At 61.5% G+C, this 14342-nt stretch carries 15 protein-coding genes and 1 pseudogene; 3 read left to right on the top strand and 13 right to left on the bottom strand.

Annotated elements, in window-relative coordinates; genetic code table 11:
- Positions 1-11 precede the first annotated feature (11 nt).
- Positions 12-1409 (bottom strand): 8-oxoguanine deaminase, encoded by a 1398-nt coding sequence (locus GH665_RS08800; protein ID WP_153135531.1) that lies wholly within the window; start codon positions 1407-1409, stop codon positions 12-14.
- A 144-nt stretch (positions 1410-1553) separates the two neighbouring features.
- Positions 1554-1739, bottom strand: coding sequence for a hypothetical protein (locus tag GH665_RS08795; protein WP_153135530.1), 186 nt, complete (start codon positions 1737-1739; stop codon positions 1554-1556).
- A gap of 186 nt (positions 1740-1925) precedes the next feature.
- Here GH665_RS08795 and uraH point away from each other — a divergent pair, with 186 nt between their 5' ends.
- The 3 genes and pseudogenes from uraH to GH665_RS08780 form a co-directional block, all read left to right on the top strand.
- Entirely contained in the window at positions 1926-2279 is a 354-nt protein-coding gene (gene uraH, locus GH665_RS08790) for a hydroxyisourate hydrolase (protein ID WP_012433320.1), read from the top strand.
- Between the two features lie 307 nt (positions 2280-2586).
- Positions 2587-3780 (top strand): urate hydroxylase PuuD, encoded by a 1194-nt coding sequence (locus tag GH665_RS08785; RefSeq protein WP_153135529.1) that lies wholly within the window; start codon positions 2587-2589, stop codon positions 3778-3780.
- Positions 3781-3923: 143 nt separating this feature from the next.
- Positions 3924-4267: pseudogene (locus tag GH665_RS08780) on the top strand (type II toxin-antitoxin system HipA family toxin); the annotation flags it as partial.
- A 99-nt stretch (positions 4268-4366) separates the two neighbouring features.
- Here the strand turns inward: GH665_RS08780 and GH665_RS08775 are convergent.
- From GH665_RS08775 to GH665_RS08725, 11 genes are all read right to left on the bottom strand, one after another.
- Positions 4367-4879 (bottom strand): ureidoglycolate lyase, encoded by a 513-nt coding sequence (locus tag GH665_RS08775; RefSeq protein ID WP_153135528.1) that lies wholly within the window; start codon positions 4877-4879, stop codon positions 4367-4369.
- On the bottom strand, positions 4876-5889 hold the full coding sequence (gene alc / locus GH665_RS08770) for an allantoicase (protein WP_153135527.1): 1014 nt from the start codon (positions 5887-5889) through the stop codon (positions 4876-4878). The genes GH665_RS08775 and alc overlap by 4 nt, the downstream gene beginning before the upstream one ends.
- A gap of 73 nt (positions 5890-5962) precedes the next feature.
- On the bottom strand, positions 5963-6484 hold the full coding sequence (gene uraD / locus GH665_RS08765) for a 2-oxo-4-hydroxy-4-carboxy-5-ureidoimidazoline decarboxylase (RefSeq protein ID WP_106351861.1): 522 nt from the start codon (positions 6482-6484) through the stop codon (positions 5963-5965).
- Positions 6481-7431 (bottom strand): allantoinase PuuE, encoded by a 951-nt coding sequence (gene puuE / locus GH665_RS08760; RefSeq protein ID WP_153135526.1) that lies wholly within the window; start codon positions 7429-7431, stop codon positions 6481-6483. Before puuE ends, uraD begins: the two co-directional genes overlap by 4 nt.
- Positions 7432-7690: 259 nt before the next feature.
- Positions 7691-8557 (bottom strand): aspartate/glutamate racemase family protein, encoded by an 867-nt coding sequence (locus GH665_RS08755; RefSeq protein WP_153135525.1) that lies wholly within the window; start codon positions 8555-8557, stop codon positions 7691-7693.
- Positions 8558-8581: 24 nt separating this feature from the next.
- Positions 8582-10057: an NCS1 family nucleobase:cation symporter-1 gene (locus GH665_RS08750; protein WP_153135524.1), complete on the bottom strand. Its 1476-nt coding sequence runs from the start codon at positions 10055-10057 to the stop codon at positions 8582-8584.
- 338 nt (positions 10058-10395) lie between these two features.
- The gene (locus tag GH665_RS08745; RefSeq protein ID WP_153135523.1) at positions 10396-11136 is read right to left on the bottom strand and encodes a GntR family transcriptional regulator; all 741 of its coding nucleotides are present in this window, start codon (positions 11134-11136) and stop codon (positions 10396-10398) included.
- A gap of 316 nt (positions 11137-11452) precedes the next feature.
- Positions 11453-12379 carry a muramoyltetrapeptide carboxypeptidase gene (gene ldcA / locus GH665_RS08740; protein WP_153135522.1) on the bottom strand — a complete coding sequence of 309 codons (927 nt, stop codon included), beginning with the start codon at positions 12377-12379 and terminating at the stop codon, positions 11453-11455.
- Positions 12380-12406: 27 nt separating this feature from the next.
- Positions 12407-12988, bottom strand: coding sequence for a tRNA adenosine(34) deaminase TadA (gene tadA / locus GH665_RS08735; RefSeq protein ID WP_281357227.1), 582 nt, complete (start codon positions 12986-12988; stop codon positions 12407-12409).
- The gene (locus tag GH665_RS08730) at positions 12985-13386 is read right to left on the bottom strand and encodes a DnaJ family domain-containing protein (protein ID WP_046568955.1); all 402 of its coding nucleotides are present in this window, start codon (positions 13384-13386) and stop codon (positions 12985-12987) included. Before GH665_RS08730 ends, tadA begins: the two co-directional genes overlap by 4 nt.
- Positions 13387-13515: 129 nt before the next feature.
- On the bottom strand, positions 13516-14118 hold the full coding sequence (locus GH665_RS08725; RefSeq protein ID WP_153135521.1) for a 2'-5' RNA ligase family protein: 603 nt from the start codon (positions 14116-14118) through the stop codon (positions 13516-13518).
- Positions 14119-14342: the final 224 nt, after the last annotated feature.

The raw sequence follows: 14342 nt of genomic DNA, 5'->3' as shown, positions 1-14342 counted from the left end.
TGCCTCTACGGTTACGCCGCCGCTTCGTAAAGCGTTTTCGCCAGGCGGTTGTGCTGCTCGATGACCGGCCCGAGTTCCAGCGTCGCCAACTGACCGTCCTTCACCACCACCTTGCCGCCGATCACGCTATAGCTCACCTGCGACGGCGCGCAGAACACCAGCGCCGCGACCGGATCGTGCAACGCGCCAGCAAACAGCGGCTGACGCAGGTCGAAGGACACGAAATCCGCCGCCATGCCCGGCGCCAATGCGCCGATGTCATCGCGATTCAACACCTTCGCGCCGCCTAGCGTCGCAATCTCCAGCGCTTCACGCGCGGTCATCGCATCAGGCCCGAAGCCGACCCGCTGCAGCAGCAGCGCCTGGCGCACTTCCGCAACCATCTGCGCGCCGTCGTTCGACGCCGATCCATCGACGCCCAGGCCCACCGGCACACCGGCGAGACGCATGCGCTTGACCGGCGCGATCCCCGACGCGAGCCGCATGTTCGAACACGGACAATGCGCGACGCCCGTGCCCGTGCGGGCGAACAGTTCGATGCCCGCGTCGTCGAGTTGCACACAGTGCGCATGCCAGACATCGTGACCGACCCAGCCCAGATCTTCCGCATACTCGGCCGGCGTCATGCCGAACTTCTCACGGCTGTACGCGATGTCGTTGACGTTCTCCGCCAGGTGCGTGTGCAAGGACACGCCGTAATGCCGCGCCATCACCGCCGATTCGCGCATCAGATCGCGACTCACCGAGAACGGCGAGCACGGCGCAACCACCATGCGCAGCATCGCGTAACGGCCTTCGTCGTTGTAGGTCTCGATCAGACGCTGCGTGTCCTTCAGGATGTCCGCCTCACGCTCGACCACCGAATCCGGCGGCAAACCGCCGTCCTTCTGCCCCACGCTCATGCTGCCGCGCGCGGCGTGAAAACGCATGCCGATGCGCTGCGCCGCGACGATGCTGTCGTCGAGGCGGCTGCCGTTCGGGTAGATATACAAATGGTCGCTCGACGTCGTGCAACCGGACAGCAACAGCTCGGCCATCGCCGTCAGGGTCGAGACTTCGATCATCTCCGGTGTGAGGTTCGCCCACACCTTGTAGAGGTTGGTGAGCCAGCCGAACAATTCGGCGTTCTGCGCCGCCGGAATCGCCCGCGTCAGGCTCTGATACATATGGTGGTGCGTGTTCACCAGCCCTGGAATCACCAGCTGGCCGCGCATGTCCAGCACTTCGTCGGCCGTTTGCGGCAATTCAGCCGTCGGTCCGACCGCGACGATCCGGTTGTCCTCGATATAGAGGCCGCCGTCGCGCAGTTCGCGCCGGGCGCCGTCCATTGTGACCAGCACGTCCGCGTGCTTCACCAGCATCGTTTTCTTAGGCTTATTTGGCTGCATCGCCGCCTGTTCCATCGTCATTCGTTTCTCCGCTTCATTGCTTCCGTGCAAAGTCGTTCGAACGCGATGTGACGGCACGCCAACCGTGCCGCCGCGTCCCGTCGAACGCCGTTGGCCCGGTTACCCAGCGTAATTCCGCCGTCTTCGGGGTGTGCCGCGCTTCACTCAGGTTTGTTGCGGCGCACAGGTGTAACCTTCGATGGCCAAAATAATGCTGACAACTCGCGCCGGTGCGATACCCAACTTCACACTGTCGATATAGTGGGCCTTTTTTGGTGCCGGTACGATCGAATTGCACGGCAATAGTCGAACCAATCGACCCGATGCGGCTTTCAGCAGGCTGTCTGTCATGCGCCAGCTATTATCTTTCCTATCTCGCGCGCGCTGACATGAACATCCTTTTTACAATGGCTGCCACGGCGCTCGCTTCAATTCGCCGACGGGTATGTAGCCACTGACGTGGAGCCTCGATCCGCCGCAACGTATTCTGGATCGGGCCGCCGCCGAAACCTCGCATTCACATAAGGAAAATTGCGAATGGGAAAGCTCACTACCCACGTGCTCGACACCGCGAACGGCCGTCCCGGCGCGGGCATCAAGGTCGAACTCTTTGCGCTCTCCGGCGACACCCGCCGCGCGCTCAAAACCACCACCACCAATGACGACGGCCGCTGCGACCAGCCGCTGCTCGAAGGCGACGCACTGGTTGCGGGCGAATACGAACTCGTGTTCGGCGCCGGCGATTACTTTGCCTCGATCGGCACGAAGGTGCCGGAGCCGCGTTTCGTCGACCGCGTTGTGCTGCGCTTCGGCGTGGCCGATGCCGGTGCGCATTATCACGTGCCGCTACTGGTGTCGCCGTGGTCGTACAGCACCTATCGCGGCAGCTAAGTGCGCAACTGAGCGCACGAAGCCTTTGTCGATAGGCGTTGGAGGAGGACGAGGTTGAAGTCGCGCTGTATTGCCGAGCGCGCCCGATTGCACTGTGCGGATCCTTGGAGACACCCGCGAAGCGCAATCGAACGCGAGCGACTCGACCCGAAGTTCCAATAAAAAACGGCGCTGTGCGAACTGAGCGCACCGCGTCTTTCACCCCGCAGTTTGTGCAGCGATGTCATGCATGCGACGGCCCGTTTGCGGGCCCCCGAAAGCGCCCTACATCGTTGCGCGTACAACGAATCAGAAGTGGAGGAGTTTCATGGAAGGCTTTATCACTGACTGGCTGAATCTGGCCTTGCGCTGGTTTCACGTCATCGCCGCCATTGCATGGATCGGCGAATCGTTCTATTTCGTCGCGCTCGACAACAGCCTGAAACCGCCTACGGACCCGAACCAGCGCAAGCGCGGCGTGTTCGGCGAGTTGTGGCACGTGCACGGCGGTGGCTTCTACAACATGCAGAAGTACACCGTTGCACCGCCGGAAATGCCGGACGACCTGCACTGGTCGAAGTGGCCGTCGTACACCACGTGGCTGTCGGGTGCGAGCCTCTTCACGGTGCTGTATCTGTTCTCGCCGAGCACTTACCTGATCGACAAGAACGTGCTGGATATGGGCCCCGTCGTGGCCGTCGCGTCCGCGCTCGGCTTCCTCGCCGCCGGCTGGATCGTCTACGACTCGCTGTGCCGTCTCCTCGGTAACAAAGACAAGGTGCTCGGCGTCTGTGTCGGCATTTATGTGCTGATCGCAGCGTACCTGGCATGCCATATCTTCGCGGGCCGCGCGGCCTACCTGATCATGGGCGCGATGCTGGCAACGATCATGTCGGCGAACGTGTTCTTCGTGATCATTCCGGGTCAGCGCAAGATGGTGGCCGCGATGCTCAAGGGAGAAACGCCGAACCCGATCTACGGCAAGCGCGGCAAGCAGCGCTCGGTGCACAACACGTATTTCACGCTGCCGGTGGTGTTCGCGATGCTGTCGAACCACTACGCGATGACGTACACGAATCAGTACAACTGGGTCGTGCTGCTGCTGATCATGCTGGCCGGTGCGCTGATTCGCCAGTTCTTCGTGATGCGTCACCGTGGCCAGGTGCTGTGGTATCTGCCGCTGGTCGGTATCGTGCTGATGTTCGGCGCCCTCTTCTGGACGATGCCGAAGCCGGTCGTGCCGCAAGCGCAGGCTGCGAATGCACCGACGGTCAAGGTGGCCGATATCGCGCCGGTGCTGCAACAGCGCTGCGTGGCATGCCACTCCGCTCATCCGACGATGATGGGTAGCGCCCCGGCCGGCGTGTTGCTGGATACGCCGGACGAGATCTCGCAGAACGCACAGCGGATCTATCAGCAGGCGGTAACCTTGAAGGCGATGCCGCTGGGCAACGTCACGCACATGACCGACGACGAGCGGATGAAAATCGCCGCGTGGTTCGAAGGCGGTGCGGCGAAGTAATGAGCTTGGCCGGGCGCGTTGCCCGGTTTGGCAGAGCAGTATGAAGCGGGGTTTTCGCGTAAGCGGGAAGCCCGCTTTTTTGTTGGCCACGCGGTTGGCGTTGCTTGTCAGCGATGGCAATGGGCTACCAGCCTATGGTGTCGAAAACATGTGCGGCCGGCAAAACGCTCGAACGTTTTTTCAACACCCGCATGGGGATCACGCCACGGCAATACGCGCAGATGGTCGAAGCGTTGTGCGATTCGGCGGTCGCCGTCGGTCACGAACTAATTGAAGCGGCGCGCAACGAACCGCAGTGGCACAACGTCGCGAAACACATGCTCCACGCCTGGGACGACGGCATGGCGTCGCGGCGTCGCCTGAGAAAAGCCTGCAATTCAAAGGGCTCAAACCGGCAATCGAAGCCGCGGGATTCTCCGCGCCAGAGCCTGCGGAACGTGCGCGCGAAGTGATCGGGCACTCACCGCTCTTAGGCAAGCGTAGCTGAGAGATCACCTGGCGTCGCCCTCGCCTTCCACAAATGAAAAAAGCCCACAGCATGCACTGTGGGCTTTTTTATAATCAACCTGCTCTATCTGCAACGACCTCAAATGCTCACCGCGCTCAACGCATCTTCAGTGAGCCAGAACGACTCGGCCAGATCCTGCTCGTTCAGGTTGAGTCCATCGCCGCCACGATCGACGACGATAAAGTCGCTCACGTCGCCCAATGCGATCAGCGGATGGTGCCAGACACCTTTCGCGTAATTCACGCCTTGCCAGCCGCTAGTCACGAACGCGCGAATCTGCTTCGGATCCAGTTCGCCCGTCGGCGCCACAACCACCAGATACGGTTTGTCGTTCAACGGCACGAAGGCCTGGCTGCCTAGCGGATGACGCTCGAGCATCTTCACCTCGAACGGCAACGTGCGCGGCTGCCCGCGAAACAGGTTCACCAGCGTGCGTCCGTTCTCGTCGGTCACGTCCACCTTCGCGAGATCGTGAAAGCGGATCGTGGTGCCGAGGTTGATCGGAATCTGCTTCGCGCCTTCGAGTTCGATCACGTCGCCGAACGCGGCAAACGCTTCCTTCGTCAAGGGTTCGATAGCCAGTGTTTTCATGATGCGAGCGTGCCCCACAGACGCAGACGCGAGACGCCGCCGTCCGGAATGATGTTGAAGCGCACGTGCGTAACCGGACCCAGTGCGGCGATTTCGCTTTCGAAATAGTGCTGGTTGTCCATCTTCAGCTTCTGTTCGCCAAGCAGCACCGGCCAGAACATGGCTTGCGTAATCAGCGAGCTATCCGTGCCACCTGTCACATACGCAGCCTGGATCGAGCAACGGTCCGGAAAGTTGCCCTTGAAGTGAGCCGTATCGACTTCGATCTTCTTGATCACGCCCGGTTGTGCCAGTGCGACGATCGCCCAGTCGTTGCCTGGCTCGCGGCGACGGCGCGTTTCCCAGCCGTCGCCCATGTTCACGCCACGGCCCGGCATCAGAATCGTCGATGCAGCGCCGAAGTGCTGGTTATTCGCCGCGACCAGATACGCGCCGTTTTCCATCGCTGCCAGATCGAACTGCTCCGTGCGGCTTGCGCCCGCCCAATCGACTTGCGGTTGACCATACACTCGCAGACGCGCAATGCCGCCGTCCGGGTAAATGTTCACGCGCAGGTGCGTGTAAGCGTTCGTGTCGCCGACTTCGTGATAGTGATGGCTGTTGCCTTGCAGCGTGGTCGACGGGACGATTTCGGTCCATTGCGTCGACTGGTTCGGCACGCCGTCCACGACTCGCGCCGCCTCAACCGAAGCCGCCGGCGGGAAGTTGCCCGTGAAGTGGCTGGTGTCGAGGTCGAGACCCTTGATCACGCCGGGGCGTGCGAGCTTGACCACGCACCAGTCGTAACCGTTGGCGCGCTTGCGGCGCGTTTCCCAGCCGTCCATCCACTTGCCGTTGTCGTCGTACTTGCCCGGAATGAAGACGGCCGGCTCCGGATTCAGCATACGTTCCTTCGGTGCGAAGAAATCGTCGCTAGCCTCGAGGGCCTGCGCGCCCAGACGCGGGTCCGCCAGATTCACATAGCGGCGCGTGAATTCCGGTGCGTTGGGATCGAGAATCGGGAGTGCCATCTTTGTCTTCCTTAATGTTTGTTGGTACTGAAAAAACGTTTCGGCGCGAAGCCCGCGACGCGTGCCTTAAACCTTACGCGTCGATCAGGTCGTCGAGCCGGAAACGTGCGATACGGTAGATCTGATCGAGGCTCGCGCGCAATTCATCCGCGCGGCTGTTGTTCACGCGTGCCTCGAAGTTTGCGATGATGCCGTGCCGGTCGTAACCGCGCACCGCGAGAATGAACGGAAAGCCGAACTTCTCACGATAGGCGCTGTTCAACGCCAGCAGCCTGTCGAATTCTTCCTGCGTACACTGGGCGAGACCCGCCCCGCTCTGCTCACGTGTGGATTCGGCCGTCAACTCGCCGCGCACCGCGGCCTTGCCGGCCAACTCCGGGTGGGCGTTGATCAAGGCCAGTTGCTTCTCTTCACCGGCAGTCTCGACGATGTTCGACATCTTGCTATGCAGCTCGTCGATGCTGGCAAACGGCCGTTGTTGCGCGGCGATTTCCGCGACCCACGGCGAGTGCTCGAAAATGCCCGACAGCGCTGCGACAAACGCGTCGGTCGAGGTGCTGTTGAGTTGGTCCAGTGTGTATTGCATCGCCTTCATGCCGCTGCCCCGCGGTTGTTTTGTTGGTAAGGGTGATGTTCGCGCCAGTGCCGCGCGATATCGACGCGACGCGTCACCCACACGCGATCGTGCTGTTCGATATGATCGAGAAAACGTTGCAGTGCGCGAAAGCGCCCCGGGCGGCCGAGCAGGCGGCAGTGCATGCCGATCGACAGCATTTTCGGTGCTTCGTCGCCTTCTTCGTAGAGCACGTCGAATGCGTCGCGCACGTACGTGAAGAAATGGTCCGCGGTGTTGAAGCCCTGCGGGCTTGCAAAGCGCATATCGTTGGTGTCGAGCGTGTACGGCACGATCAGTTGCGGGCTCTTTGCGCCGCCCGTCACTTCGACATCCATCCAGAACGGCAGATCGTCGCCGTAGTAATCCGAGTCATACAGGAAGCCGCCGTATTCAGCGACCAGGCGATGCGTGTTGGGACTGTCCCGGCCGGTGTACCAGCCGAGCGCGCGCTCGCCGGTGATGCGTTCGATCGCTTCCATGCCGAGGCGCATGTGCTCCGCTTCTTTCTCCGGCGACACGTCCTGATAGTGAATCCAGCGATAGCCGTGGCAAGCAATTTCGTGGCCGAGTTCCACGAAGGCGCGCGCGAGTTCAGGATGCCGTTCGATCGCCATGCCGACGCCGAACACCGTGAGCGGCAGGCCGCGCTTTTCGAATTCGCGCAGAATGCGCCACACGCCCGCGCGCGAACCGTATTCGTAGATCGACTCCATGCTCATGTGACGCGCCGGGTAAGATGCCGCGCCAACGATTTCCGACAGAAACTGCTCCGAGCCCGGGTCGCCGTGCAGCACGCAGTTTTCACCGCCTTCTTCGTAGTTCAGGACAAATTGCACCGCGACACGCGCTCGACCCGGCCAGTTCGCCTGCACCGGGTGGCGGCCGTAGCCGATCAGATCGCGTGGATAGTTCGAGTCGAGTGGCATGGTTTAACGAAAGCGTGATGACGGTACGTAAAATTCGCCGGGAACTCACGTGACAGGCACGTGGGGTTTGCGTGCGTTCGGCAAGCGTTTGCGAATGTTTGTGCGCATTTGCGTGTTACGGATGCCGGCGCGGGCGGAAACAACCCTGAATAGCGGCACCAGAAGCAGCAGCAAAATAGCGTCGGGGTACCAGCGCCGAGTGGGACCAGTGTAGCGAAAACGCCCGGGTGCGCCCATACACCCGGGCAGATAGTGCGTGTCAGACTGGATGTATGTGTAAAGCCGCCTCCACCGGGCTTTCCGTGGTGTTTACCCGCAGTAAACCCGCCGCATTTGCGCTTTCCGCGACTCTTGCACCCGAATCGCGGCGCGGCCGGGGATTTGGGTCCACATCGGCCGGACTGAAAGCTTCCAGCGCGCCGTCATAACGCTTGGCCAGCGGCCGGGCGTAGTCGCCACGCTTGGCCGTCGACAGCCGCAGCGCGACCAGCGCTTCCGTCCATTTGAGCGCCGCCGTCACGCCTTCAATCACCGGTGCCCCGAGGGCATCCTCGATCTCCGCGCACAATTCGGCCATGCCGGCGCAGCCGAGCACGATCGCGTCCGAGCCGTCCTCCTCCAGCGCGCGCCGGCATTCGTCGAGGATGATGCGGCGCGCCGCCGAACCCGGTTTATCCAGGTCCAGCACGGCGACGTCGGTGGCGCGCACATTGCGGCAGAAGCGTTTCATGCCGTAGCGCTCGGCGAGATGCCACGCCATCCCGCAGGTGCGCGCCAGCGTGGTCACCACCGAAAACCCCGGCGCCAGCACGCTCGCGGCGTGCATCGCCGCTTCGGCGATGCCGATCACCGGCCCGCGCGCCAACTCGCGGGCGGCGTACAACCCCGGGTCGCCGAAGCAGGCGATCACGTACCCGTCGCAACCCTCGCGCTCGCCGGCAATCACCTCGGCCAGCAACCCGGGCGTCGCGAGCGCTTCGTCGTAATAGCCTTCAATCGACGGCGGCCCCATTGTCGGACTGACCGCGATCACTTCGGTGCCGGGCGCGGCGACTTCCCGCGCGCAGCGGCCCATCGCTTCAGTCATGCGTTGCGTCGTATTTGGATTGATCAATTTGATGCGCATATCGACTCCTGTTGCAGCGCTGGCTCAACGAGCAAGCACGCGGTAGAACACGGCACCCAATGCCGCCCCGATGAACCACGAGAAATTGGCCATGCCGTCGAGCGTCGGCACCATCACGCAGATCACTGCGATGAGCGCCGCAGGCAGCAAGGCAGCCACGGCGCGGTAGTTGACACCGTTGCGGTACCAGTACGAGCCATCTGGGGAAACCGAGTAGAGATCGTCGAGCACGATCTTCTGACGCTTCACGAGGAAGTAATCAACGATCAGGACGCCATACAAAGGCCCGATGAAACTGCCGAGTATGTCGAGCGTGTAGTGAATCACCGCCGGATTGTTGAACAGATTCCACGGCGTAATGAAGATCGACGCCACCGCGGCGAGCATGCCGCCTGCACGCCAACTGATCAGGCGCGGTGCGACATTCGAAAAGTCGAAGGCCGGCGACACGAAGTTAGCGACGATGTTGATGCCGATGGTTGCTATCGTGAAGGTCAATGCACCGAGAATCACCGCGGTCGGATAGTCGATACGGCCTACCGTTTCGACCGGGTCCGTGATCAGTTGACCAAACACCGGCAGCGTGGCTGCGGTCGTCACCACCGTCACCAGAGAAAAGGCGAGAAAGTTGACCGGCAACCCCCAGAAGTTGCCGCGCTTCACACTTCGAAAGCTCTTGCCGTAGCGCGAAAAGTCGCCGAAATTCAGCATCGGTCCGGAGAAGTACGACACCACCAGCGAGATCGCCGTGATCATCACCGGCACAACCTCCATACCGTGATACTTAACGCCACCCAGGTTGATGCCGATATTTCGCCATCCTGCGCGATACACCATGTAGCCGGCGAGAACGAACATCACCACGTAGACTGCCGGACCGGCGAAGTCGATAAACTTCTTGATGGTTTCCATGCCATGCCAGAACACCAGCGCCTGCAAGACCCACAGCAACATGAAACCAGCCCAGCCCAAGGTGGAGAGCCCCATGAAACCGTGGTGATGCACGTCCGCGTACGGCAACAGTTGCGGGACGAACTTCAGCACCACGATCACCAGCGCGCTCGAAGCCAGATAAGTTTGGATTCCATACCATGCGACTGCGATCAAGCCGCGAATCACGGCAGGAATATTCGCGCCGAGTACGCCGAACGTAGCACGGCAGGCAACCGGATAAGGCACGCCGTTCGCCTGACTCGGTTTGGCAATCAGATTGCAGAGCAGATTCACGATCGTAATGCCGACAAGCAGTGCGATCAGCACCTGCCAGCTCGTCAGCCCAAGCGCAAACAGACTGCCCGCGAACACATAGCCGCCGACACTGTGCACATCCGACATCCAGAACGCGAAGATGTTGTACGCACCCCAGGTTTGATGGCGCAACGGCGCCAGGTCTTCGTTGTATAGCCTCTCGCTGTAGCCTGCGGGTATCAGCGGATCGCTGGGCACGTCTGCGTAGGTGGGGATTGCGGGATTGCCGGGCGCTGCACTGAACTGAGCCATGATTCCTCCTTGGGATAGGGACCGTCGATAGCAAATCGAAGGACGTTGCACCGGTCATGCCAGCCGCCCTCTTCTTCCCCGTCAGGAGATAGAAGGAGTTCGAGCCGACTGGTTGACGGTGCCGCGGGTGTCTCCGTACGTGATGTACTTGTGCTTATCGCACCGCTTGTAGCCGCGGATTCCCGGCGATGCGTTACTACTTGAAGACCGCCATCCCATGACGGCCACGCGTGCGCAAGCCGGCAGCGCTCACGCCGAGCCGCCTTGCAACGCCTGATTCGGTTCAGTTCACTTCAGTGCGGCACGCACCAGCAACGAGCGCGCACCGGCCGCATGCCTCAGCGTGGCGCGGACTTGGCCTTGAGTGCTCCCTTCGGTGCGCCGTTAAGTGCACCGAACACTTCGTGCAGATCGGCTGCGCCGCGTACGGGGCGCTCCAGCATCTTCAACTCGACGCTTTGCAAATGGCGCGACATCAGCGCCGCCGCCTCTTTGGCATTGCCCGCGTCGAGCGCGGCGAGAATCGCTTCATGGTCTTCGAACGAGCAAGGACTGCGTCCGAGCGACTCATACAGTGCGGAAATCAGCGTGGAACGCGCCACCAGGCCGTTCAGGCAGTTGCACAACACGGTGTTGCCCGTGAGTCCGGCAAGCTCTGTATGAAACTCGCCCGACAGACGGATCCACGCCGGAAAATCGCGTGTTTCGAACGCTTTGCGTTCACGGCCAATCATGCTGCCGATGCTCTTCAAACGGCGCATACCATGACCGCCGCAAATCTTTTCAACCACAGCCAACTCGATGATCCGGCGCATTTCGAACACCTCATGCACCTCCTGCAGCGACGGACTCGCAACGAACGCACCACGATTCGGTTCAAGGTCGACGAGGTGATCGGTCGCCAGTTGTGCGAGCGCCTGCCGGATCGGGCCGCGCTTCACACCGAATACTTCGCATAACTGAGCTTCTGTCAACTTGGCGCCAGGTGCTAGCCGATGCTCGAGGATCGCGGCACGAATACGCTCAGCGATCGCTTCGGGTTTCGAACCATTGGCAGCAGTTGAGTCTGTATCGGACATGATGTTCGTCTCGGTATGTTGGTTATCTTAGAATGGACATAAAAATTGTCAACAATTTTTGCTATTAATTTCGACAATCTGGATGACTCGGCGATGCTGAAAGTCAGCGCAACCGCTACGCGGGCCCTACTGCGTTTCGCTACAAGTTTAATTAATCTATCCGACAGCCGTCCACTGAAGACGATTTTTGTCAACAAAGTGAAGGACCTCCATGGATCGGCTCTGCTGGTTGACGTGTACCCAAATAGACCGTTAGTTGCGTTTTCAATGCGAAAAAGAAAGCGGGCAAGCGCCCGCCTCCTCGCTTCAGGCTATGTCACGCGAGGGTCGGATAACCCGATACGGTCAGTTTGAATCCGTGCGCGTTGGCAACGAGGTGCGCGTCCGCGCCGACCGGCAGCGTCAGCATGTTGGGAATATGGCCGAACTGCAGACCGGTGATCACCGGAATCCCAATCGCCGACCTCACCTGCTCGATCATCGTGTGCAGGTCATAGCCATTGTCGTAATCGTATTGTTTGCTGCCGGAGAAGTCGCCGAGTACGAGTGCCTGCTGCTGCGCGAGAATGCCCGACAGGTGCAACTGATAAAGCATTCGTTCGAGCCGGAAAGGCTGCTCGTTAACGTCTTCTACAAACAGAATGCCGCCCTGTACCGGCGGCATATAGGGCGTACCGATCAGCGATGTGAGCACCGCCAGATTGCCCCCCCACAGCATGCCGGTGACGTCGGCGGCCTGTGCTTGCGGCACATTGCTCGTTACCGTCATGGTCGGGCCGGTCAGCGCGGACCAAAAGTGCTGCATGGTGAATTCACTCAACTCTGGCGCGCCGAAGTCGCTCAATAGCATGGGGCCGCCGAAAGTCTTCACGCCGGCGCGCGCCAGCAAAGCAAGCTGCACCGCGGTGAAATCGCTATGCCCCACCAGCGCGACCGGCTGATCGGTCAACCGCCGCTGCAGCCCTTCGTAGTCGAGCCCGTGCAGGATGCGCACCGCGCCGTAGCCACCACGTACGGCTAGCACGATGTCGGGCAACGCCCGCGAGGGGTCGGCCAGCCGGTTCAGATCGGCGGCGCGCTCGCCGTCGGTACCGCCGAATCGCAAGTAGCGGCGCCTTGTCGCCTCTTCACCTTCAACGCGATGCCCCTGCGCATGCAAGCGATGCAACGCGCGATGCAGCACCTCGGAATCGTGCGGATAGCCGGACGGCGCGATCAGTTCAATGGTGCGATGGACGGTCATTGGCGAGACCTGTTGGATGTTGTTGTTTTAGAGCGGCTCAGCCGGCCCCGGTTCACCGTGTGCCGCAGTGCACCCGGACGGCGCTTCGCCGCCTGCTGCCGCGTGTTCGCCCCGTGCCGCCGCGCGGGCTTCGCGGCTTGCGCGCCGCCGTTCGGCGAAGAACGATTTGAGCGCGGCGCCGCATTCGGTTTCGAGCACGCCACCGGTCACCGTGGTGTGGTGATTCAACTGCGGATTCGCGAATGCATCGACAACACTGCCGCACGCTCCGGTTTTCGGATCCCGCGCCCCGAACACGACGCGTGCGATACGCGCGTGCATGATCGCACCGGCGCACATCAGGCACGGTTCCAGCGTCACATAGAGTTCGCAGCCCGGCAAACGGTAATTTTCGACAGCTTGCGCGGCTGCGCGCAATGCAACCATTTCCGCGTGCGCCGAGGGGTCGTGAGCACCGATTGGATGGTTGAACCCTGTGGCGATGACTTCGTCACCCCGCACGAGCACCGCGCCTACCGGTACTTCGCCGGCTGCGCGCGCCTTTTCGGCGGCGGCCTGGGCGAGCGCCATGAAATGGCGATCCCGGTCCGAGACAAGCGGCTCGCTCACTGCGAACCCGTATCGGCCATATTGAGGTTGCCGACGCGCTCGGAGAGCCGTTCGGCAATCCGCCGGCAGTATTCGCGCGGCAAGACCAGCGGGCCACCGCGCAGCGATTCAAGTGCCATATCCAGCGCCAGCATGCGCGCCTGGAGACGGCAGCGGGTAGCCCGGTCGCTCACGGCATTCAGCTCCGCTTGCAGGTCGCGCAAGGCACGCAGCTGCTCGACAGCCGGCGGCACGAAACCCGCGTTCTTCAAAATCCGGTTGGCGACGCGCACTTCTTCCGGGACCAGTGCATCGTCCTCCAGAGGCAGCGGCGCGCCCGCGCCCGGCAAATCATCGAACTCACCGCGTGCGGCTGCGGCGGCAATACGCTGTTCGACTAACGCATCAAGCAATTTCATCTGCGGTCCACTACGTTGCGGCCCGAGCATTCTATCAGGGAGCGCGCGAGCGTTCCGGCCGTGTGACCGACGAATCCCCCTGGTTTTCAGATTCAGCGTATTTGAGGGACGCATGGCGTGAATGAGCCGCTACTCCGCGCCCACCAGAGGCCATCGGGCCAATGCGATATGCCGCGTACGCCCGAGCAAGCTGTGCACCAACGCAAATTCCCGCACGTTCCAGCAAACAGACTCGATGGGACGTGGGGGCAATGGAGGCATACCGTAAGCGAGGGTAACGTGCGGGGTGAACGACGTGCTGGGCATCACCGCGCGATCGCCAAAGCCTGCGTCCTGCAGGGCCAGCCCAAGTGCGTCGTGCAGCGCATGAAGCCCCACGAGGCCGTCGTCTCCGCCCAACACCAACGGCCCCGGCCTCGGCTTCACCGCGAAGCTCACCAGCTTGTCGAACTCGACCGTGAAGGGTTTCATCCGGATCGACGCGGCCGCACGCATCGCCGCCTCAACACGTTTCTGCGGCAAACCGCCTGCGAAATTCCCGAGATGGACCAATGTAACGTGCAATCGGCCCGCCGCGAGCGGCTTGCTCTTCGAGCGCGTTTCGCCGCACAGTTGCTGCGCGAGCTTCGCAATGCCGGTTGCCGTACTGGCATCGGGGAAGATTGCGAAAAAGAGCCCGTCTGTTGGCGTTGGCGGCGCCTCGAGACCGGGCAACCAGAGTTGTTCAGGCATGTCGTTCCTGACGGGATAAAGCCGGCATGGGAATGAATCTCCGCTCAATAGTGCGCGCGTGCCGACGCCTCTGAAAAGCGTGGAAGAGTCGACCGCGGAGGTGGGCCTCAGAAGCGCGTGCATTCGCTGATCGGCCGAATACATTCAATACTGTACATTCATACAGTATTTTCAGCAAATGACACGGCTCAGGTGCGGCAAACCAGACTCCGCGCCTCATGTAC

It is taken from the genome of Paraburkholderia agricolaris (genome assembly GCF_009455635.1).
In the GTDB taxonomy this organism is placed as follows: domain Bacteria; phylum Pseudomonadota; class Gammaproteobacteria; order Burkholderiales; family Burkholderiaceae; genus Paraburkholderia; species Paraburkholderia agricolaris.
This window is presented reverse-complemented; position numbering and strand designations above follow the sequence as displayed.